We start from the raw sequence: 18,709 nt of genomic DNA, 5'->3' as shown, positions 1-18,709 counted from the left end.
GATGGAAGTGTTCACGAAGGAGGTGGAATTACTCGTCTTCAGCGATGCTCTTCATCGCCTTCCACCCGTGCGTAACGCCGCCGCCGGCACGCAGAGCGGCCGCCACCATTACCGCCTCAGCGACATCGGCCTTGGACGCGCCGGCCTTGACCGCACGCTTGGCATGATCCTCGATGCAGAAATGGCACTGCGTGGTTACAGCGACCCCGACCGCGATCAGCTCGCGGGTCGCCAGGTCAAGGTTGCCGGTGTTCTTGTTGAACACAGCCTTGTCGAATCCGAAGAACGCCGAAACCATCTCAGGCACAGCGTCCTTGATATCGGACATGTACTTTGCTTCCTCACTGTGCGAATGCATCCCGCCGCCCTTTCTCGTAAGCCGTTACCTGCCCTGGCATCGCGAAAGACTACCGGGACACCACCCAAACTATACCGTACCCCCCTATGGTATAAAGACGGAATTGGCACCTGGCAAGACAGCAAGGGCTGAATCAGCGATCGATCACAGCCAGATCAATGTCACTCGTTGCAGAAATCCGTGCCAGTAACCAGCAGGAACTGCAGGAATGCGGGGACAGGATCAGGGAAATACATGGTGTTACGTCTCTAAGCACAAGCACATACACCGAGCTCGAAATAGACATCCTGCACACCCTCCAAGTTGAACAACTGAAAGTTGATGCCTTGGACCTGGCCTGCTGGACATCATCCGAGGCGATGGGCGCGCAACCTTCGCCAAGACGGCGGACGCCGTTGGCGTTTCCACAGGAACGGCCCACACACGCATGCGGCGAATGCTCGAAACAGGGATAGTCCGCATCGGAACCATGCGGCGTCCGGAAGCCCAACCCCGCCAAGTCCGGGTCGGCATCGGTATCGGCATCCAAGGCTCTTCCAGGCGACTCATGAACAGAATCGCGCAAACACCTGGACTCACATTCCTCGCCTCCGCCATTGGCCGGCCTGATCTACTGGCAACCGTCCACGTGGCAACTTTCGAAGAAGTTATTACTGCGCTAAGCGAAACCTGCGGACTCCTTGGGAGTGCATACCGTAGAAACTTGGGTGCATCTGAAGGTCCTCAAAGAACAGCACTAGGACCAGGTTCAGCTAGTCCTCACATCAAGGGACGATTGGCCCGAACCCCACGGACTGGTCACCGACCACGGATCCCCTGCCAACTTCGTTCCGTACAACAACGCCGCTAACTGGCTGCACCTGTTCCTCGGCTTCGTCATGGTCGCCCTGGGCCTCCTGCTCACCGTCGATCGTGACCTGCCCCGCCACACCACGCCCTAGTTGCAACCATTGGAACGACCGAAGGCCGATCAAGGGACCGGCGACCCGTGTGCGGCTCAGTGAGCAGGGCCACGGGCATATCAGGTCGGCGATCGGAGAGGCGCCGTGGAATGCGCCAAAAACCGGTGCTCCCTGCCCTCCCGCGCGGGACAATGACAGGCACCGGTGGGAAAATGGGTTCATGAGCGTCAATGTGTCATCCCGTGAAGCGGCCGGGGACAATTCGCCTGAGTCAACACTGCGGCTGACATCCGTGGTGGCGGTTTCGCGGGAACTCTACGCCACTGACGCCCCGGCCAGATACACGGTCTCGGCCGCGTTTTCCCGGCGTGTCCTTCCCGCCGAAGCGAGGCTGATCAAGGGACCCGCGGCCCACGAGCGGCTCACCGAGCAGGGCTACGGGCACATCAGCCTGGTGATAGAGGAGGCGCGGCTGCAGATCGTCAACACCAGCCTGGAAGAGCTGAAAGCCGGCCTAGCCTCCATCATCGGCTCCCTCATCAGGGACATCAGCGACCAGACCCGCCGGGAGCAGGAACAGCGGGACGAAGAGGTGCTGTCAAAGCAAAGGGCGGATGAGGCCCGCCGGCAGGAAATCGAGGCCCTGGCCCACGACATTTCCTTCGACTAGCTTCCGTACGGTAGCCACGGCTGCAGAACCGGGTTGTAAAGGGTTTCCGCCCCTCCCAGACCGGCTCGCGCGCCGGCGGGCGAAACGTTGATGTCGCCCGGACTAAGACCTGCCTGTTGCGGCACGTCCAGTAGACATGTCTTGGCGGAGCCGGCCAATTGCAGGCCTGCATCGGCCCGTCTCTTGAGAATCGTCCTGTTCCACGCCAGGCACCGGCAAGTTAGCCTGAAAGCCCGCTATTGAGGAGAGCAACGTGCAGGAGTTTTTTGCGGCTGGCGGTGAAGGCCGCAAGGTTGATGCATCAGTCGCGGCGTACATCATGAACACCCTGGTCGGTCAAGGCCATTTGTTGCAGATGAACAGGATCGGAGCGATTACCGCCGTCACCGCCGAACTGAAGCCAGGCGAATTTCAAACAGTCATCTGGGACTGGCGCGCACAGCAAGACCCGGACGTCGGCTGGATCGTTGCAGAATTCAAGACGCTGGAGCGGGCAGAGGGCTTCCAGTTCGCCCTGATTCAGTCGCTGTACCACGGAGAGTTCGGCAGCAGCGTGCGCGACGAAGCCGGCCGGTTCCCCGACGCGGGGACAATCCTCCCGGGCTGAAAGCGGGGCGCCGAACGCAGATAACGGTGCTTGCGTCCGAGACGTGGCGGGCTGGAGCTTAAGAGACTTGCCACCCGGGGATGGCCGGAGACAGGTCCGCCTCCGGGTCCTGCCATTACCAGCCCTGATCCGCCTGGGCTTTTCCCGTGGGGGCGCAGGAGCAAGGGGCGAACTCGCAGCCGGCTGCGGACGGCCGGCTCTGACATTTGAGGGGACAATGGATTCCATGATTGCGACGACGAAAAGGAAGATCACGGCCACCACGGCCGCGGAAGCACAGCAGTTGCTCGATGTCGTCGTGGACGAGCTTCGGGGCCTTGCCGTTAAAGAGGGAACTCACGGCATCCTGGTTACCAGGACCGGACCGGGCCAGTTCACTGTTGAAATGAGCGAAGACGTGCCTTACGGCATCACTGAAGAAGCCTCGGCAGACACTGCTTCCTAAACGTCTACACCGCGGCCAGACCAAACATCAACATTAATACCGCGGCGACCTGCCGCGCAGCACGTTGCCCCTATCGGCCGTAACCGGTGAGTGTTTGTGTATCCGGTGACGATTCAGGGCACCCGGCGGCAGGAAGGCCGGCTTCCGGCTCTGTCAGTCCCAGCGGGTGGACCCAAGCCTTCGGACAACAGTGACCAGCAGCTCCCGCAATTCCTTCGTAGCGACTTCCCCTCCCAACAGCATGTTCACCTCAAGCTGACGGGCTTCGTCCAGCGCCCTCTTGCCCGGCTCAGAGATAGCGACCTGGTGGCTGCGCCTGTCAGCCACGCCAGGTACCCGGGTCACGTGCCCGTGGGCCTCCAGCCTGGCCAGGGTCTTTCCGATTGTCTGCGCCTGCACACGGATTCCGACAGTAAGCCGGGCCTGCGTCATCGGGCCTTGTGCGTCGAGAACTTCCAGCGCAATGAACCCGCATGAGTCAGGCCCACGCCGGCGAGGTTCTCGTCCCAGGCATGCTCAACCAACCGGACGGCGGTCGAGAGCAGCCGCGGCGTTGGCCAGTTATTCGGATCCGGCGTCCTCCCACTCTAATCAGCCTGCTTACCGAAATGGGCAGGCTTCCATACCCGGTCCACCAAGTGGCTCCGCGGCCAGATATCAGCAACGCCCGCAACAGCGCATATGACAGCGTCCCATCCCTTTGGATTTCACGTGCCCTCTGGCTGTGGAATAACAGCCGGGTGCTGTACGTTGTACCGCGGTCATCCAATTCTGAAAGAAATGAGAACAAGCCAAGTGGCAACCGATTACGATGAGGTCCGTCCCGACGTCAAGGAGTCCCAGGAGAAGTCATTGGGGGCCGTGCAGTCCGCAAATGCACCCGGCGCCCGCAGCGTAACACTGGAACTGGATGAGGCCGACGGCTTGGACGGAGCCGGTGTCCCCGGCGGCGAGTTCATCACCGAGGAGCTCAATGTTCAGGTCATCCCGCAGGCCGACGACGAATTCACCTGCTACTCATGCTTCCTGGTCAGGCACCGCTCCCAGATCGCCCGGCAGCAGGGCACCCACGCCTACTGCGCCGACTGCGAGAACTGAACCCGCCCGCGCTATTCCACTTACCCCCAGATGGTTGCTGAGGCAAAGCCGATAACGGCGCTTCTGTCGTGATGAACAGTACGACAAAAGCGCTTCCCTTTTTGTCTCATGTCCTGTCTCGGTCTTGTTGGCCAGAATCTCAGTAGATCTGGCCAACCACGGATCGAGTCATCCTGTCTTGCTCGAGCTGCGTCACATCAGCGTGGCCAACTAAAGTGAGAGATCGACATGTATCAGCTCTTGGAATGCCACTGAGTTTCTGGTCAATAAGTGCGGATTGCCTCCAGCAGTTGACGGAATGCGGCCAGTCGGCGTGGAGCGGTTGAGGGGTCGCGGGAGGTATCGATTCCGGCTTCGCGGATCGCGCCGACGAGGAGGGCCGCGATCGCTTCGATGTCCAGGTGTGGTGATACGTCGCCGTGCTCCTGGGCGTGGCGCAGTCCGGCAATCAGGGCGTCGAGCGTGTGTTGCGATCCTGTACCGCGGCGTTGCATACCCACGAGTTGCGGGCCCGAAACGTTGTAAAAGAGGCCGAGCTCGCGTTTGGCGGAGAGTTCGAGCATGGCGCGGGGGTAGGCGCAGAGCCGCTCGATCCAGTCGGTGTGCCGGGCTGCGTCCCGCTCGGCGGCCTGGATCAGGTCCCGGCCGATGGTCTGGTACGCCTCGGCGAGGAGATCTGTTCTGCCTCCGGGAAAGTGTGCATACAGGGTTGCCCGTGAGGCTCCTGCCCGTGTTGTGATGCGCTCGATGGTGGCGGCGCCCAGTCCCCCGGCGCTGATGACGGTGATGACTGAGCGGACCAGGTCTTGGCGGGTGCGCAGCTGCTGGCGTTTCCGCAGCGAGGCCGGTGGCCCCGTGTGTTCATCATCGGCCCAGTGTTTATCAGTCATATTTTTGGCCCTGGGCAACTGACGGACAGGTGGTGTTCACGCCCGTGCCACGAGACTGTGGGTCTCGGCGACGAGTGCTGAATCGAGGGCGTCGATGACCCGGTCGAGTTCGTCCTTTTGGATGACGAGGGGCGGGCGGATCTTCAGGACGTTTTCGTGGGGTCCGATGCGGCTGATCAGGATGTGCTCGCGCAGCAGCGCCTCGACGATCCGTTTGGCCAGGGCGCTGTCGGGCTGGCCGTGTTCGTCGACGAGGGCCAGGCCGAAGAACAGGCCGCGGCCTTTCGCGGCGGCTGCGTGCAGGTGACTGGCAACGAGGGCATTAAGGCGTTCTGCCACGTGGCGTCCGAGGTCGCCGGTGCGGGCGATGAGGTCCCGGTCCCTGATTTCGTTCAGGACGGCCTGGCCTGCTGATGCCGCTGCGGGGGTTCCGGCGAAAGTGTTGAAGTACAGATTGGCGCTGCTGAAGTCCTCGAGGATCGCTTTGCTGGTGACGACGCCGCCGAGCGGGTATCCGTTGCCCAGCGGTTTGCCCAGGGTCACCAGGTCCGGGCTGATTCCGGTGGCCTGGTGGCCCCACCAGACATCGCCGAGGCGTCCGAGGCCGACCTGCACTTCGTCGGAGATGACCAGGCCGCCGGCGGCCTGGACGCGTTCGACGAGGCCGGCAAGATAGCCTTCAGGCAGTTGCGGCAGGCCTTCGGTGGTGAAGGCCGGTTCGATCAGCAGGGCTGCCATGCCGTGCCCGGCCTGCTCGAGCGAGGCGATCGCCGCGTCGATCTCGGCGAACGCTGTCTCGAGCCGTCGATGGGGATCTGTGGAACGGGGATCGTCAAGGTCGGGGATGCTGATGGCGCGGACGTGCTCGCCGAACGGTTCGGAGACCGGCAGTCCGGTCGTCAGGGCGGCCAGCGTGATCGTGTTGCCGTGGTAGCTGTGGTCGGTGACGATGATGCCGCTGCGGCCGGTCCGGTGCCGCGCAATGCGCAGCGCCAGTTCGTTCGCTTCGGATCCGCTGTTGGTGAAGTAGACGCGGTCCAGGGGCGCGTCGAAGGTCGCGAGTAATTGTTCGGCGTACTCGACGACTGGCTCGCTCAGGTAGCGGGTATGGACGTTGTAGGTGCGCATCTGCGCCCATACGGCATCGGCAACGCGGGGATTGGCATGCCCGACCTGGGGCACGTTGTTGTAGGCGTCGAGGTAGCGGTGGCCGTCGGCGTCGGTCAGCCAGACGCCTTCGCCGGCGACGAAGTGCCGCGGCCGGTCGTAGAAGAGCGGCGAGTAGGGTCCGATGGTCTCCGCGCGCCTCGCGAGCAGGAGCCGGTCCCGGTCGGGCAAGGGGTCCCCCTCAGGCGTTGTGGGATTGCTGGTGAATTTGCGGCAGAGTTCCAGGACGACCGGCAGGACTTCGGCACGCAGGAACGTGCTGGTCTCGTCCTCGGGGCGCTCGGCGGCCCATCCCAGGTAGGTGAGTCCGCGGGCGAGGATGAGGGCATCGAGCGCCGTCCGGGCCTGCTCCGGGATGGCCATGTGCCGCTCATAGCCTGCGAGCAGGGCGGTTCGGTACTCCTGGGCACGCGGATGGCGGTGGTACCAGAACAGCACGGTGGCGAGGTCGAACAGCCACCACCCCTCACCGAAGTCGTCAAAGTCGATGAGGGTCAGTTCCCCCTGGGCGAGGAGGATGTTCTCCGGGGTGAAATCCGAATGAATGACACCGTAGACATCGGCGCCGGTACCGAGGTTCTTCAGGGTCCGCCGGATTGCGTCCATGGCGTCCCCGATCACTGCGCGGTCATTCTCCGTCTCTGCCAGTCCGCGCGGGTCGCCCCACAGCGGATGCTGCCCCACCAGGCCATCAGCATCCCAGGCCTGGCGCGAGTAGCCCGGGACAGCTTTCAACTCCCGGGACACGAGGTGGAAGCGGGCGCAGAAATCCCCGAGCTTTTCGAACACCCCGGTTTCCAATTGGTCCGTCCCCGTCCAGGCTTCAACGGCGTCCCCCAACGGTGCCGAATCTTCGACCCACCGCTGGACATCCACCTGGTGATTCCGGCCCTGCCCGTCGGCAACGACCGCGAAGAGCTCGCCATTGGCGGCCGGGACGACCTCGGAGACCCGAACGCCGGCTTCTCGCAGGGCGAGCATGTACTCGTTCTCCGTGCGTACCTCGGCGTCGGTACGGTGCCCGTGTCGGTGGACACGCAGCGCATAGGCCTTCTGGGCATCCGCTACCCGGAAGACCACGTTCTCCCGGTGCTTCACAAAATCGACCGACGCATCGGCGCCGATCCCAAAGGACGGCAGGGCCGCCTGGGCGACGGACAGAGCGGCCTCGCGTGACAGGTTCGTCATGGTGATCCTTTCAATAACGGCCTTAGGACCGGACTTTGCTTCTGAAAATCAATACTGGCACCGCGGAGCGCTTATCGAAATAGGGTTCTAGTTTCCATACTTGCATTCTGGAAAACAGACACCTATTCCCATGACCTGAATCACACGGGTAGATTCGCTGCACGGCGGTCCAACGGGCCGGCACGGAACAAGCAGAGCGGAGCAGAAAGCATGACGGCCCTACCAACTGATAACGGGCTTCCCCGACGGGTAGTCGTTACGGGCGGATCCTCGGGGATCGGCCTGGCCGTCGCGCGGCACTTCCTTAACGCCGGTGCCAGCGTGGGTATCATCGGGCGGAACCAAACGCGATTGGACGCAGCCGTGGCGGAACTGGGCCCGGCGGTGGGAAGCCGGCTTGCCGCATCCTGCGCCGATGTCAGCGACGAACCACGGATCCAGGCAGCCATAGACGAACTCGCCGGAAAAGTGGGCGGGATCGACGCCCTGGTCACGGCTGCCGGCGCAGAAGGGGAAATGGGGGCGGCCTGCGAGGACGTCACCGCCGATTCCTTCCGCGAAGTGCTCGATATCAATGTCACCGGCACTTTCCTGGCCGTCCGGCATGCCCTGCCCCACCTCAAATGCGCCGAGAACGCCAGCATCGTGATCATCGGTTCGGACTCCGGCTTCGTCGCCGTGCCGGGAATGCTGGCCTACAACGCGTCCAAGGGGGCGCTGGTCCAGCTCACCCGGGCTCTGGCTGTTGAGCTTTTCGACGCGCACGGCATCCGGGCCAACAGCGTGTGCCCGTCCATTGTGGACACGCCGATGGCGCGCCGCGGACTGGGCGTCGAGTCCTTCGCCGACGTTGCCTACCCCGTCCAAACAGCGGAAGACATCGCATGGACTGTGGGATACCTCGCCTCCCACCGCTCCCGCGCGGTCAACGGCGTGAACCTGCTTTCCGATTTCGGCTATACCGGCCGATCCTCCTTCCCTGCCTAAAGCACCAGATATGAAAGGCCGGCCCATGACCGTCCCTACCACCAACACCCAGCAAGACGCGCTGTCGAAGAACTCTTTGGGAGTCTTCGGCGTCGCCTTCCTCGTCCTGGCCGCCGTCGCCCCTTTGACCGGCATTGTCGTGGTCACCGCGATCGGCATCGCCCTCGGCAACGGCGGCGGCATGGTCGCCTCCTTTATCGCTGTGACGGCAATTCTGCTGCTCTTCGGAACCGGTTATGCCCGCATGTCCAGCGAGCTCGTCAACTCGGGTGGATTCTACGCTTTCGTGCTCAGCGGACTGGGCAGGCCGGCAGCGCTTGTTACCGGACTCGTCGCCATGATTGGCTACAACTTCTTCGTGGCCGGTGCCGTCGGCACCATTGGCTTCTTCGCGCAGATCGTGATCGCGCAGCTGACCGGATTCGACATGCACTGGTACCTCTGGGCGATCATCTCCGTCGTCGCAGCGTTCGCCCTCAGCCGGAAGGGCATCGGCTTCAGCGCGAAGATGCTCGGAGTCGCGCTCGTCTGCGAGGTGCTCATCCTCCTGGTCTTCGACTTCGCTGTGCTTTTCACCCACGGCTTCGACCTTGGCGTATTCAAGCCCGAAATCGCCTTCACCGGGGCCGTGGGCATCGGCTTCCTCTTTGCCGCCAACGCCTTCGTCGGCGTTGAAGCCACCGGGCTGTTCAGCGAAGAGGCCAGGAATCCCAAACGCACCATCCCCCGCGCCACGTTCACGGCCATCGGCTTCATCGGGCTTTTCGCGGCCTTCACCACCTGGGCCATCGTCAGCGCGACCGGCGCCGCCCAGGCGCAGAACACCGCCCTCGAGCACCTGGAGGCCGGAGACCTCGTCTTCTCGCTCTCCGGCGCCTACCTCGGGACACCGCTCACCAACGTGATGATGGCGCTTCTGCTGGTCAGCCTCTTCGCCGCGCTCATGGCCCTGCACAACTCGGCAACCCGCTACATCTACTCCCTCAGCCGGGCTGGCATCCTGCCGCGAGGCCTGAGCCGCACCCGCCACAACGGGGTCCCCGAGCGCGCCTCGATCGTACAGTTCATCTTCGCCACCGCCGTCGCCGGACTCTTTGCCCTGGCCGGACTCGATCCAATCATCTCCCTGGTCCCAAGCATGACCGGCTTCGGCACGCTGGGCATCATCACCCTCCAGCTGCTCGCAGCCCTGGCCATCGTCGTCCATTTCCGCCGCACCCGGGACCCCCGGCTGTTCTCCACCTTCATCGCACCGGGCATCGGCCTTCTCGGACTCACCGTGATCGTCGTACTGGCCATCATCAACTTCCCGATCCTCGCCGGCTCCGACGCACCCGTCATCGCGGCCCTCCCGCTCCTGCTGCTGGCCGCACTGGCCGGCGGACTCCTGTACGCGGAATACCTCCGCCGGAAACGGCCCGACGTCTACGAAGGGCTTAACCGCGATCTCGAACGCTTCGACGAAACCGAACAGGCGCAGAAGGTCAACAGATGACACCTGCACGAAGCACGCCAGCTGAGGTGGAAGAGCCGGCTCGAGGGTTACTTTCACGGAATGCAACTGGAAGTGCCGGACAATCAGTCGGCACCCAGGAATTCGCGAATATGGTCCCCACCTCGCACCGAGACGACGTCCCTCGCGACCGGAATCGTTGCAGCGCTGGTGCGGTCAGCCGGGATTTGCGCTGCCGGTAAGGCACTACTGTGTTTGGCCATTGGGTATACACCTGCAAGCGCTCGAGATACGGGCAGAGCCCGGTGAGGGACCAGGACGGCTGGCGCGGGTGAGCGCTGTGGGTCGCAGACGTTTCGTGGCGGAGGGCCGCAAGGTGCTCGATAGCAGACACGCCTATGTTGGCAGTGCGGCCTTCATTGCGGTCAGCAGCGCTTCAATCTGGCCTTGGTATACGGCAAAGCCGTCCCTGATCCGAAGTTCGTTCTGCAGCGCGGTGAGGTACGGAAATTCCTCGGGTTTGACCGGCCGGTATTCCTGTATCCAGAAACTGCCTGGCTCGGTCCCGGCTTCAGCCGCGGCCGTGAGCATTGCGGCGTTTCGGCCGCTGAGCGCGAGGACCATGTTGGCGTACATCTGGTAGTTGAAGACGGCCTCGTGTCCCCTCCAGCCGGCCTCGTGAATGGCTTCCAGGATGGAGTCGACGACGCGGATCTCGTTCGGTCCCAGGGTGACCCTATAGAACGTATGCATTGCTGCTGCCGGATGCGCCGCGAACGTGTGCCAGGCCCGGTAGGCAAGGTCGCGGAGGGAGTCCATCCACGATTCAGCGGGCTTGTAGCCGTCGATGGATAGTCGAATGAGCTCGTCCGCTACCGCCGTCACGATCTCGTCCCGGCTTGAGAAGTGTCGGTACATTGCCGTCGGGGATGCACTGAGTTCCTTGCCGAGCCGAGCAAACGTCAGGGCGTTGACCTGCCCCTCATCGAGGATCCGCAGCGCGGCTTCGACGATGACCTCGCGGGTCAGGGTTCCACGCTCCAGCCTGGACCGGGTCTTTTTCCGAGGCGGGGCAGGAGCCTCAGTTGCCTCACTCATATGCGAGCCTCCTATGCTCCGTTGCCAGTTAACTTATACGACACTGCCACACGGCGGTGGGAAGAAATAACCCGCAAAAACTTTTTAGTGAATGTCATTGACTATCTCATTCACCATGAATCATAGTATTCGCATGACGCAGATCACAACCGCAGTTCCGAAAATAAATGCAACCTCCCGGCCGAACCTGCAGTTCCGCTTCCGCATCGCCGCGGAGGTAGCGCCCTTTGAAACCATCGACGAGACGGGCTCCGGCGAACTGGGTTTCATTCCCATTACTGGAGGAACCGTCACAGGCGACCTGGCAGGCACCGTCGTAGGCAGCGGTGGCGACTGGTGCCTGATCAAGTCCCCGGGGACCTACCGGGTCGAAGCCCGCTACGGGATCCGCACCGCGGGCGGAGCCTACATCGACGTATTCAACGCCGGTATCCTGACCCGTCCGGAAGAAGGTGCGCATACCCCCGGACGCCCCTGCGAGTACTTCATGACGACGCCGGTCTTCCGCACGAACGATGCTTCCCTGGCCTGGCTCACCCAATCAGTTTTTGTCGGCCACGCCACCGCCGGCGACGGTGCAACCTCCATCGACATCTATGAAGTTCTGGCACCTGGTGCACCGGACTGAACTACTTCGATGCCCAAGACCAACCGCCTGTACCCAGCCAATTTCGTGCACTAGCAAAGGATCATGATGAACCGTTCACTCATGCCCGCCGGGGCAGCCCTCGCGGCGACAGGCCTGCTGCTCACCGCCTGTACAACCGCGAGCCCTTCGGCCGGCGGGACCGCAGCCGCAGATGCCGCGGGTACCGCTTCGACGGACACCGTCAGGACGACGATCGATTTACCTGCAACACTCGATCCTACGAAGGGTCTCTCACTGCCCGATTTCCTCACGGCCCGCATGAGCTTTGACACCCTGGTGCGGAAGGATGAGGGCAATGCCCTGGTTGGCGGTCTTGCCGAATCGTGGGAAACCACCTCTGCCGGAGCCGTTTTCACGCTGCGTCAGGGCGCTACTTGCTCGGACGGCACTCCGATCACAGCCTCTGTGGTCAAGGAATCACTCGACTACATGGCCTCTCCGGCGACCGGCGCGGCCGCCGCACCCCAGGTATTCGGAGTAGCCGGGGAACCCGAGATCACGGCCGACGATGCTGCCCGCACGGTCGCCATCGAACTGGCCGAACCGTGGCCGGACATGCTGACAGGATTGTCCATGGCCGCGACCGGCATCATTTGCCCCGCCGGGCTGGAGGACCCGGAAGCACTGGCCGCGGGAACGGCGGAGGGCGCAGAATCCGGCCCCTATGTCTTGGCTGATAAGGAACACGGTGTCCGCTACACCTACAGCCTTCGGGACGACTACGATGCCTGGCCCGACTACGCCGCCGAACTCCCGGGGCGAGCCCCCGCAACCATCGTGTACAACGTCATACCCGACAAGAACGCGACGGCCAATCAGCTGCTCGCTGGCCAGTTGGACGCCGGATTCATCAGTGCCAATGGCCTCCCCCGCTTCGAGGGAAACGATAAGTTCACCGTGACCAACGAGGCACTCTCGGACTTCTACGTGCTGTTTAACCAGCGCGAAGGCAGCCCCTTCACAGACCCGGCGAAGCGCACCGCCGTCGCACAGGTGCTCGACCGCACGGCTTTCGAGAGCATTACGTCGAACGGGCAGGGCCAGGTGACTACGCAACTGGTGGCCAACGGAACCAAGTGCTCCTCCCCCGAGCAGTCCCCGGTGATCAGCGTCGACACCGCGGCGGCCAAGTCTGCGCTGGCGGGTGTGAAGATCCGCATGGTCGGCGCACAGATCCTCGGCCCGCAGGGTTCGGGCAACGTCTACGTACAGGAGCAACTCCGCGCCGCCGGTGCCGAGGTGAGCCTGGAGAATCTCGACGTCGGTGGCTGGATCGGCACGGTATTCGGCGAACCCACCGGGTGGGACCTCACGGTCTATGCAGACCTGAACTTCATGGGAACGATGTCCAACCCGGTGAACTCCATGGTGGGCCCGGCGATTGAGGAAGGCGGCGGCAACATCGGCGCGACCGACAATCCGGAGGCAGCCGAAGCTTTGGCCAAGTTCCGCTCAGCAGCCGATGAGGATTCGCAGTGTGCCTCGCTGCAGGACGCGATGAACTCGATCATCGCCAACGCCGATGCGATCCCGCTGTCCAACGATCCGCGGCTCATGGCCTCGGCCGACGGATTCGCTGTCGTCTCCCTGGGTGGAGCCCTGGACGACCAGCACTACCGCATTACCAAATAGCCCAGGTCAGGCGCCGGACCGGTCAGTCCGGCGCCTGCCACCTCTACTCGTACGAACTTATACAGGAGCAGCAATGGACCTTTTTGACTCGGCCACAGCCTTGGCCGGCGCCATCCGCCGTCGTGAAATTAGCCCCGTCGAAGTTGTCGACGCGTATCTGGACCGCATCGACGAAGCCAACCCCCTGATCAACGCCATCGTGTGGCGCAACGACGACGAGGTCCGTGCCGCAGCGCGGGAAGCCGAACGGGCGTTGCTCGTGGGCGAGCCGGTAGGCCCGTTCCACGGGGTGCCGATTCCGGTCAAGGACCTCTCGGACGTCGCGGGACAGCCCAATACGCACTCGTCGCTGGCGATCGACGCGACGCCGAGGGCCACCACGGACCTTAGCGTGCGTAAGCTTCAGGACGCCGGCTTCCTGCTCATGGGCCGCACGAACTCGCCGGAACTCGGGCCGCTGACGGTCGCCGAGAACGCCCGGCACGGCAAGACCCGCAACCCCTGGAACCCGGAGTACACGCCGGGCGGTTCCAGCGGCGGCGCGGCGGCGGCGGTCGCTGCCGGGATGGCCCCGATCGCCCACGCCTCCGACGGCGGTGGATCAATCCGCGTACCATCGTCGGCCTGTGGGCTCGTCGGGCTGAAACCCAGCCGCGGCCGCGTTCCGCAAGAGGTCTTCGCGTGGGAGCACTCGACGGTCGAAGGCGCCATCGCGCGGACCGTGGCCGACGCCGCCGGGGTGCTCGACGTGATGAGCGAATCGGACCGGTTGGCCTGGTACTCTGCGCCGGCCCCCGAGCGGCCGTTCTCGGCGGAAGCCGGACGTGATCCGGGCAGGACCAGGATCGGTATGCTGCTTCAGGCTCCCACCGGGCTGCCCGTTGACCCGGAGTGCGTCGAGGCCGCCCAACTGCTGGCCGGAGCCCTTGGGGCTGCCGGGCATGAAGTCTTCGACGTTTCGCCCGAGCTCTTCTCGCGCGAGGCGATCGACGCCTTCCAGGTGATCATCAGTGCTTCAGTCTGGGCGACACCTTTCGACGATGCCTCTAAGGTCGACCCGTACATCGCGCACCGGATCCGGCAGGCCGAAGGATTCCACGCCGGCCTGTACGCCCGTGCCGCTGCCCTGATGCAGCTCGAATCCCGGCGCATCGTTGCGCAGTGGGGTCGCGATTTCGATGTCCTGCTTACCCCGACCATGGCCACGACGACCCCGCCCGTCGGCGTCGTGCTGGATGAGGCAAACCAGGACCCGGCCGGTCCGCGGCTGACGGAGCTGCGGATGATTTCCTTCACGTCCTTCTGCAACATGGCGGGCCTGCCGGCCATCAGCCTGCCCGTCCACAGGGACGGAAAGGGCCTGCCGGTCGGGGCGCAGCTGGTCGGCGGTCCTTTTGGTGAGGGACTGCTCGTTGCCCTCGCCGCGCAGGCCGAGGCACATTTCCGCTGGCAGGAGCAGATTGCTCCGGTGCTTAACGGGGTCCGTCCATGACTGTCAGTCCGCGCACCCTGGAAGCCGCAACCGGCCCGGCCGCAGGAAGCCCGCTACCGGGCAAGCCCGCCACGAACGCAGGGCGCCGCTGGACCTCCAGCGCGTGGCTGGACTTCGCGCTGCGCCGGGCCGGCGGTCTGCTGCTGTCGCTGTTCCTGCTGGTGGTGCTGACGTTTATGATGGTGCCGCTGATCCCGGGCGACCCCGCGCGTGCCATCGCCGGTACGGATGCTTCCACGGAGACCCTCGCGCGGCTGCGTGCACAGATGGGGCTGGACGATCCGCTGCCCGTCCGCTTCCTGGACTACATAGCCGGATTGGCGCAATTCGACCTGGGCAACAGCTTCCGTTTCAACGGTGCGGTCGCGGACATCATTGCCACCAAGCTCCCGTACACCGCTCAGCTGGCCTTCCTGGCGATCGCAGTCGTGCTGCTTGTCGCCGTCCCGGCCGGCATGGCCGTCGGGGTCCTCACACGCGGCGGCCGGCAGCGCTGGCTGGATCTGGCATTCGGCAATATCGCAGGCTTCCTCGCCTCCTTGCCTGGCTACGTAACGGCAACACTGCTTGTGGTGGCATTCGCCATCATGGTGCCCATATTCCCTGCCGGCGGCGCCGACTCACTGTCCGCGCTCGTGCTACCGACCCTGGCACTGGCCATCGGCCCGACCTGCGCAGTCGCGAGGGTGGTGCGCCAGGAAACCGCCACTGTACTGGAACAGGACTATATGCGCACCGCCCGCGGCCGCCGAATCCCACCGCTGCGGCTCTACCTGCGGCACGCCCTGCCGAACCTGCTGACCAGCACGCTGACCCTGGCCGGCCTGATTCTGGCCAGTCTGCTTGGCGGCGCGATCATCATCGAAACAGTCTTCAATTATCCCGGCCTTGGCAGCGAGATCATTCAGGCCATCATCTACCGCGACTACCCGCTGATCCAGGGCATCATCCTGGTAATCGGGCTGATTGCCACGATGCTCAACCTTCTGGTCGACGTCGTCCTCGGCATCATCGACCCGCGCACGCTCGGAGCTAAATCCCATGGCTGACAACGTCACGACTTCACACCGTTTCCGCTGGAGTGCAGGGCTCATCATCGGGCTCGTCCTGACCGCAGCGCTGGTCCTGACCGGCCTCCTCGCCCCGTTCTTCCTCACCGAAGCCGCGGACACGCTCAGCTCCGAGTCGCGGCAAAGCCCCAGCGCCGCACACTGGCTGGGAACGGACGACTTCGGCCGCGACATTCTCGCCCGTTCCCTGGTCGCCACCCGGCTGACCCTGATCATGTCCGTCGCCGCCACGGCCGTCTCAGTCCTCGGCGGCCTGGCCGTCGGCTCCGCGGTCTGGCTGGCCCCACGCCGAGTCCGCGAGGCAGCCCTGCGCCTGATTGAGGCGGCCGTCGCCTACCCGTCACTGATCTTCGCCCTGATCGTCGCCGCCATTCTGGGACCGGGAAGTACCACGGCGGTCATCGCCATTGGTCTCGCCGGCATCCCCGGTTTTGCGCGCCTCACCGCGAACCTCGCAGCATCCGTCTCACACCGCAACTTCGTGGGAACCGCCCGGCTGCTCGGCGTACCCGCACCCCTGCTCATCAAACGCCACCTACTGCCGAACATGGCCGAACCGATCCTCGTCATGGCCACTTCCAGCTTCGCCCTGTCCCTGCTGGAGATCTCCTCGCTATCCTTCGTGGGACTCGGCGTGCAAAGCCCCGAATACGACTTCGGCCGGCTCCTCAACGAGGGTCTGGTCTCCATCTACTCGCAGCCACTCCAGGTCGTAGCTCCTTCGATCATGCTGGTCATCGCCGGCCTCGGGGCCATGCTGATCGGCGACGGTCTCGCCTCCGCAGCGGATCCCCGTGGCGGCCGGCGGTTCCTCGGGCTGCGCCGGCCCGCCGGATGCCCCGCCTCGGCAACACCCGCCCCCGAAGCGCTGCTCGAGGTGGATAACCTCACGGTCACCGCCCCGAACGGCAGAATCTTGGTGGACGGCGTCTCCTTCAGCATCGAACGCGGGCAGGTTGTCGGACTGGTCGGTGAATCAGGATCCGGAAAATCAATGACCGCGATGACCGTCGCCGGGCTGCTCGCCGACGGCGTGACGGCCTCGGCGCACACCCTGCGCCTGGACAGCCTGAACCTGCTCGGCCGCAACGATCCGAAAGTACTGGCCGCGAGCACCGGGCTGGTCTACCAGGACCCCGGGACGACATTCAACCCGGCGCTGCGAATGGGCCCGCAGCTGACCGAAGTCCAACGCGTCCACCTGGGCCGCAACCGCCGGACGGCGGACCGCGAGATGATTGCGGCGCTGGACGAGATGGCCATCCGGAACCCTGAATTGAGGATGACCCAGCATCCCCACCAACTCTCCGGCGGGATGCTGCAGCGGGCGATGATCGCTTCCTCGACCATCGCCGAACCGACGTTGCTGATCGCTGACGAACCGACCACGGCCTTGGACGTGACGGTTCAGGCCGAAGTGTTGCGAAAGTTCCGCAAGGTCAACCGCGAACGCGGGACCGCCCTGCTGTTCATCTCGCACGACATCGGTGTGGTCCAGGAACTATGCGACGAAGTCCTGGTGATGCACGGCGGTCGCATCCTTGAACGCCTGAGCGGACGCCAGCTCAAAGAAGGCCAGGCAACACACCCTTACACCAAGGCGCTGCTGGCGGCCACTCCCAGCATGGCCGGGGAGCGCCGGGCACTCGTCGGTGCACGCTGGACGGCGGCGCACTCGGACACGCATGGAGCGGCGCTATGAAAGGAACGACGACGATGGACAACAGGTCCTTACCCACCATCACGGGAGTGGAAACCATTGGTGGACCCACCCGCGGCCGCCTGCTCGAGATCGACGACATCAGCGTCGAACTGGGCTCCGGCGCCACCCGGGCACGCATCCTCAACAACGTAACCCTCACAGTGCGCCGTGGCCAGACGGTCGGATTGGTCGGCGAATCCGGCTCGGGCAAATCCACACTCGCCAAAACGCTCGTCGGAGACCTGCTGCCAACCAGCGGAACCATCCGCTTCGACGGCACAGTGACAAAGGGGCTGAAAGGCGTCGGACTACGACGGCTGCGCCGCCAAGTCCAGCTGATTCCGCAGGACCCCTACTCATCGTTGAACCCGCGGCGGACCATTGGCCAGACCCTCGCCGAAGCAATCGATCCCCGCGGCGGCAACCCACGCCGCCACGCCACCGAGATTGCGAGCTGGCTGGACCGCGTCTCCATGCCGACAGAAGCGGCGGAGCGCTACCCGCACGAGTTCTCCGGCGGCCAGCGGCAGCGTATCGCCATCGCCCGGGCACTTGCCGTCCGACCGGAGCTCATCATCGCCGATGAAGTCACTTCCGCCCTGGACCTGACAACGCAGGCCGACATCCTCAACCTCCTGGACGAATTGCGCCGCGATCTGGGACTGACCATGTTGTTCATCTCGCACGACCTCGCAGTAGTGCGCCATGTCAGCGACGAAGTCGCCGTGCTCTACCATGGCGATCTGGTGGAATACGGTGCCATCGATCAGGTCTACGCCTCGCCGTCCCACCCCTACACCCGAAAGCTCCTCGATTCCGTGCCGGGAGGACTCGGTTTCAACATCGACGGCGACGTCGAGCAATGTGTCGAGGCGTGAGCGCGGAAAACAGGTCGATCGCCCAGCGTCTTCCACCCCGGGTACGTTCGTTGGGACGGTTGATTGACCGCCTACCCATCAGCCCCAAAGAGTCTCTTTATAATGCTCATGTCGAAGCGGCCTGAGCACTATGGCTGGCCGCCCGGGCGACCGGCGTACCGGCTTGGGTTCGGACCGCGCCGAGGCTGACGAAAAGTTCGTCAGGGCGGGCCTTGTCGCCGATGAGTGGGACGGGACCATCGCCCTCCTCTCACGACGGGCGTCAGCGCCGGCGGAATAAGGTGACCAGGTTTGCCGCAGCCGTGTACAGCCCTGGAGGGACCTCGGAGTACGACGGCCAATGCGAAGGCTGTACCGCCGGACTGTGAGTCGAATGGCCTGTCCGTGCGACCAGGACAAGCGCTCGGCAGGCATTGGTGTGAA

General features: G+C 64.1%; 19 protein-coding genes. 14 read left to right on the top strand and 5 right to left on the bottom strand.

Features of this window, described 5'->3' with window-relative positions:
• Positions 1-28 precede the first annotated feature (28 nt).
• Complete coding sequence (locus AC3A4M_RS13030; protein ID WP_498736135.1) at positions 29-328, bottom strand: carboxymuconolactone decarboxylase family protein; 300 nt, start codon at positions 326-328, stop codon at positions 29-31.
• A gap of 367 nt (positions 329-695) precedes the next feature.
• On the opposite strand from AC3A4M_RS13030, the gene AC3A4M_RS13025 reads away from it, so the two are divergent.
• The 5 genes from AC3A4M_RS13025 (at position 696) to AC3A4M_RS13005 (ending at position 2,982) form a co-directional block, all read left to right on the top strand.
• Entirely contained in the window at positions 696-1,208 is a 513-nt protein-coding gene (locus AC3A4M_RS13025; RefSeq protein WP_498736194.1) for an Lrp/AsnC family transcriptional regulator, read from the top strand.
• The gene (locus AC3A4M_RS13020) at positions 1,153-1,299 is read left to right on the top strand and encodes a DUF4383 domain-containing protein (protein ID WP_498736193.1); all 147 of its coding nucleotides are present in this window, start codon (positions 1,153-1,155) and stop codon (positions 1,297-1,299) included. The genes AC3A4M_RS13025 and AC3A4M_RS13020 overlap by 56 nt, the downstream gene beginning before the upstream one ends.
• 181 nt (positions 1,300-1,480) lie before the next feature.
• Positions 1,481-1,930 (top strand): hypothetical protein, encoded by a 450-nt coding sequence (locus tag AC3A4M_RS13015; protein WP_498736134.1) that lies wholly within the window; start codon positions 1,481-1,483, stop codon positions 1,928-1,930.
• A 253-nt stretch (positions 1,931-2,183) separates the two neighbouring features.
• Complete coding sequence (locus AC3A4M_RS13010; RefSeq protein ID WP_498736133.1) at positions 2,184-2,537, top strand: hypothetical protein; 354 nt, start codon at positions 2,184-2,186, stop codon at positions 2,535-2,537.
• Positions 2,538-2,763: 226 nt separating this feature from the next.
• Positions 2,764-2,982 carry a hypothetical protein gene (locus AC3A4M_RS13005; RefSeq protein WP_498736132.1) on the top strand — a complete coding sequence of 73 codons (219 nt, stop codon included), beginning with the start codon at positions 2,764-2,766 and terminating at the stop codon, positions 2,980-2,982.
• Between the two features lie 153 nt (positions 2,983-3,135).
• Here the strand turns inward: AC3A4M_RS13005 and AC3A4M_RS13000 are convergent, their stop codons facing one another.
• Positions 3,136-3,414, bottom strand: a complete 279-nt coding sequence (locus AC3A4M_RS13000; RefSeq protein ID WP_498736131.1) for a winged helix DNA-binding protein — start codon at positions 3,412-3,414, stop codon at positions 3,136-3,138.
• 363 nt (positions 3,415-3,777) lie between these two features.
• On the opposite strand from AC3A4M_RS13000, the gene AC3A4M_RS12995 reads away from it, so the two are divergent.
• Positions 3,778-4,080, top strand: a complete 303-nt coding sequence (locus AC3A4M_RS12995; protein WP_498736192.1) for a DUF4193 domain-containing protein — start codon at positions 3,778-3,780, stop codon at positions 4,078-4,080.
• 263 nt (positions 4,081-4,343) lie between these two features.
• Here the strand turns inward: AC3A4M_RS12995 and AC3A4M_RS12990 are convergent, their stop codons facing one another.
• A complete protein-coding gene (locus tag AC3A4M_RS12990) occupies positions 4,344-4,970 on the bottom strand; it encodes a TetR/AcrR family transcriptional regulator (RefSeq protein ID WP_498736130.1) in 627 nt (208 codons plus the stop codon).
• 36 nt (positions 4,971-5,006) lie between these two features.
• Positions 5,007-7,325, bottom strand: coding sequence for an aminotransferase class III-fold pyridoxal phosphate-dependent enzyme (locus AC3A4M_RS12985; RefSeq protein ID WP_498736129.1), 2,319 nt, complete (start codon positions 7,323-7,325; stop codon positions 5,007-5,009).
• 210 nt (positions 7,326-7,535) lie between these two features.
• Between AC3A4M_RS12985 and AC3A4M_RS12980 the strand changes: the two genes are divergently transcribed.
• Complete coding sequence (locus AC3A4M_RS12980; protein ID WP_498736128.1) at positions 7,536-8,312, top strand: SDR family NAD(P)-dependent oxidoreductase; 777 nt, start codon at positions 7,536-7,538, stop codon at positions 8,310-8,312.
• Between the two features lie 25 nt (positions 8,313-8,337).
• Entirely contained in the window at positions 8,338-9,807 is a 1,470-nt protein-coding gene (locus tag AC3A4M_RS12975) for an APC family permease (protein WP_498736127.1), read from the top strand.
• 354 nt (positions 9,808-10,161) lie between these two features.
• Here AC3A4M_RS12975 and AC3A4M_RS12970 read toward each other — a convergent pair whose 3' ends face one another.
• Positions 10,162-10,863, bottom strand: coding sequence for a TetR/AcrR family transcriptional regulator (locus AC3A4M_RS12970; RefSeq protein WP_498736126.1), 702 nt, complete (start codon positions 10,861-10,863; stop codon positions 10,162-10,164).
• A 133-nt stretch (positions 10,864-10,996) separates the two neighbouring features.
• Here AC3A4M_RS12970 and AC3A4M_RS12965 point away from each other — a divergent pair, with 133 nt between their 5' ends.
• From AC3A4M_RS12965 to AC3A4M_RS12940, 6 genes are all read left to right on the top strand, one after another.
• Positions 10,997-11,491, top strand: coding sequence for a DUF3237 domain-containing protein (locus AC3A4M_RS12965; protein WP_498736125.1), 495 nt, complete (start codon positions 10,997-10,999; stop codon positions 11,489-11,491).
• Positions 11,492-11,557: 66 nt separating this feature from the next.
• Positions 11,558-13,144, top strand: coding sequence for an ABC transporter substrate-binding protein (locus tag AC3A4M_RS12960; protein ID WP_498736124.1), 1,587 nt, complete (start codon positions 11,558-11,560; stop codon positions 13,142-13,144).
• 73 nt (positions 13,145-13,217) lie between these two features.
• Positions 13,218-14,636 (top strand): amidase, encoded by a 1,419-nt coding sequence (locus tag AC3A4M_RS12955; protein WP_498736123.1) that lies wholly within the window; start codon positions 13,218-13,220, stop codon positions 14,634-14,636.
• Positions 14,633-15,685: an ABC transporter permease gene (locus AC3A4M_RS12950; RefSeq protein WP_498736122.1), complete on the top strand. Its 1,053-nt coding sequence runs from the start codon at positions 14,633-14,635 to the stop codon at positions 15,683-15,685. Before AC3A4M_RS12955 ends, AC3A4M_RS12950 begins: the two co-directional genes overlap by 4 nt.
• Complete coding sequence (locus AC3A4M_RS12945) at positions 15,678-17,408, top strand: dipeptide/oligopeptide/nickel ABC transporter permease/ATP-binding protein (RefSeq protein ID WP_498736121.1); 1,731 nt, start codon at positions 15,678-15,680, stop codon at positions 17,406-17,408. The genes AC3A4M_RS12950 and AC3A4M_RS12945 overlap by 8 nt, the downstream gene beginning before the upstream one ends.
• A 14-nt stretch (positions 17,409-17,422) precedes the next feature.
• Positions 17,423-18,286, top strand: a complete 864-nt coding sequence (locus AC3A4M_RS12940; RefSeq protein ID WP_498736120.1) for an ABC transporter ATP-binding protein — start codon at positions 17,423-17,425, stop codon at positions 18,284-18,286.
• Positions 18,287-18,709 lie beyond the last annotated feature (423 nt).

The organism is Arthrobacter sp. Soil_C_60 (assembly GCF_057656375.1).
This window is presented reverse-complemented; position numbering and strand designations above follow the sequence as displayed.

Excerpts from the sequence above, each read along its gene's own strand:
- AC3A4M_RS13030 (WP_498736135.1), bottom strand. The coding sequence starts at position 328 with ATGTCCGATATCAAGGACGCTGTGCCTGAGATGGTTTCGGCGTTCTTC.
- AC3A4M_RS13015 (WP_498736134.1), top strand. The coding sequence starts at position 1,481 with ATGAGCGTCAATGTGTCATCCCGTGAAGCGGCCGGGGACAATTCGCCT.
- AC3A4M_RS13005 (WP_498736132.1), top strand. The coding sequence starts at position 2,764 with ATGATTGCGACGACGAAAAGGAAGATCACGGCCACCACGGCCGCGGAA.
- AC3A4M_RS13000 (WP_498736131.1), bottom strand. The coding sequence starts at position 3,414 with ATGACGCAGGCCCGGCTTACTGTCGGAATCCGTGTGCAGGCGCAGACA.
- AC3A4M_RS12990 (WP_498736130.1), bottom strand. The coding sequence starts at position 4,970 with ATGACTGATAAACACTGGGCCGATGATGAACACACGGGGCCACCGGCC.
- AC3A4M_RS12985 (WP_498736129.1), bottom strand. The coding sequence starts at position 7,325 with ATGACGAACCTGTCACGCGAGGCCGCTCTGTCCGTCGCCCAGGCGGCC.
- AC3A4M_RS12980 (WP_498736128.1), top strand. The coding sequence starts at position 7,536 with ATGACGGCCCTACCAACTGATAACGGGCTTCCCCGACGGGTAGTCGTT.
- AC3A4M_RS12975 (WP_498736127.1), top strand. The coding sequence starts at position 8,338 with ATGACCGTCCCTACCACCAACACCCAGCAAGACGCGCTGTCGAAGAAC.
- AC3A4M_RS12970 (WP_498736126.1), bottom strand. The coding sequence starts at position 10,863 with ATGAGTGAGGCAACTGAGGCTCCTGCCCCGCCTCGGAAAAAGACCCGG.
- AC3A4M_RS12965 (WP_498736125.1), top strand. The coding sequence starts at position 10,997 with ATGACGCAGATCACAACCGCAGTTCCGAAAATAAATGCAACCTCCCGG.
- AC3A4M_RS12960 (WP_498736124.1), top strand. The coding sequence starts at position 11,558 with ATGAACCGTTCACTCATGCCCGCCGGGGCAGCCCTCGCGGCGACAGGC.
- AC3A4M_RS12955 (WP_498736123.1), top strand. The coding sequence starts at position 13,218 with ATGGACCTTTTTGACTCGGCCACAGCCTTGGCCGGCGCCATCCGCCGT.
- AC3A4M_RS12950 (WP_498736122.1), top strand. The coding sequence starts at position 14,633 with ATGACTGTCAGTCCGCGCACCCTGGAAGCCGCAACCGGCCCGGCCGCA.
- AC3A4M_RS12945 (WP_498736121.1), top strand. The coding sequence starts at position 15,678 with ATGGCTGACAACGTCACGACTTCACACCGTTTCCGCTGGAGTGCAGGG.
- AC3A4M_RS12940 (WP_498736120.1), top strand. The coding sequence starts at position 17,423 with ATGGACAACAGGTCCTTACCCACCATCACGGGAGTGGAAACCATTGGT.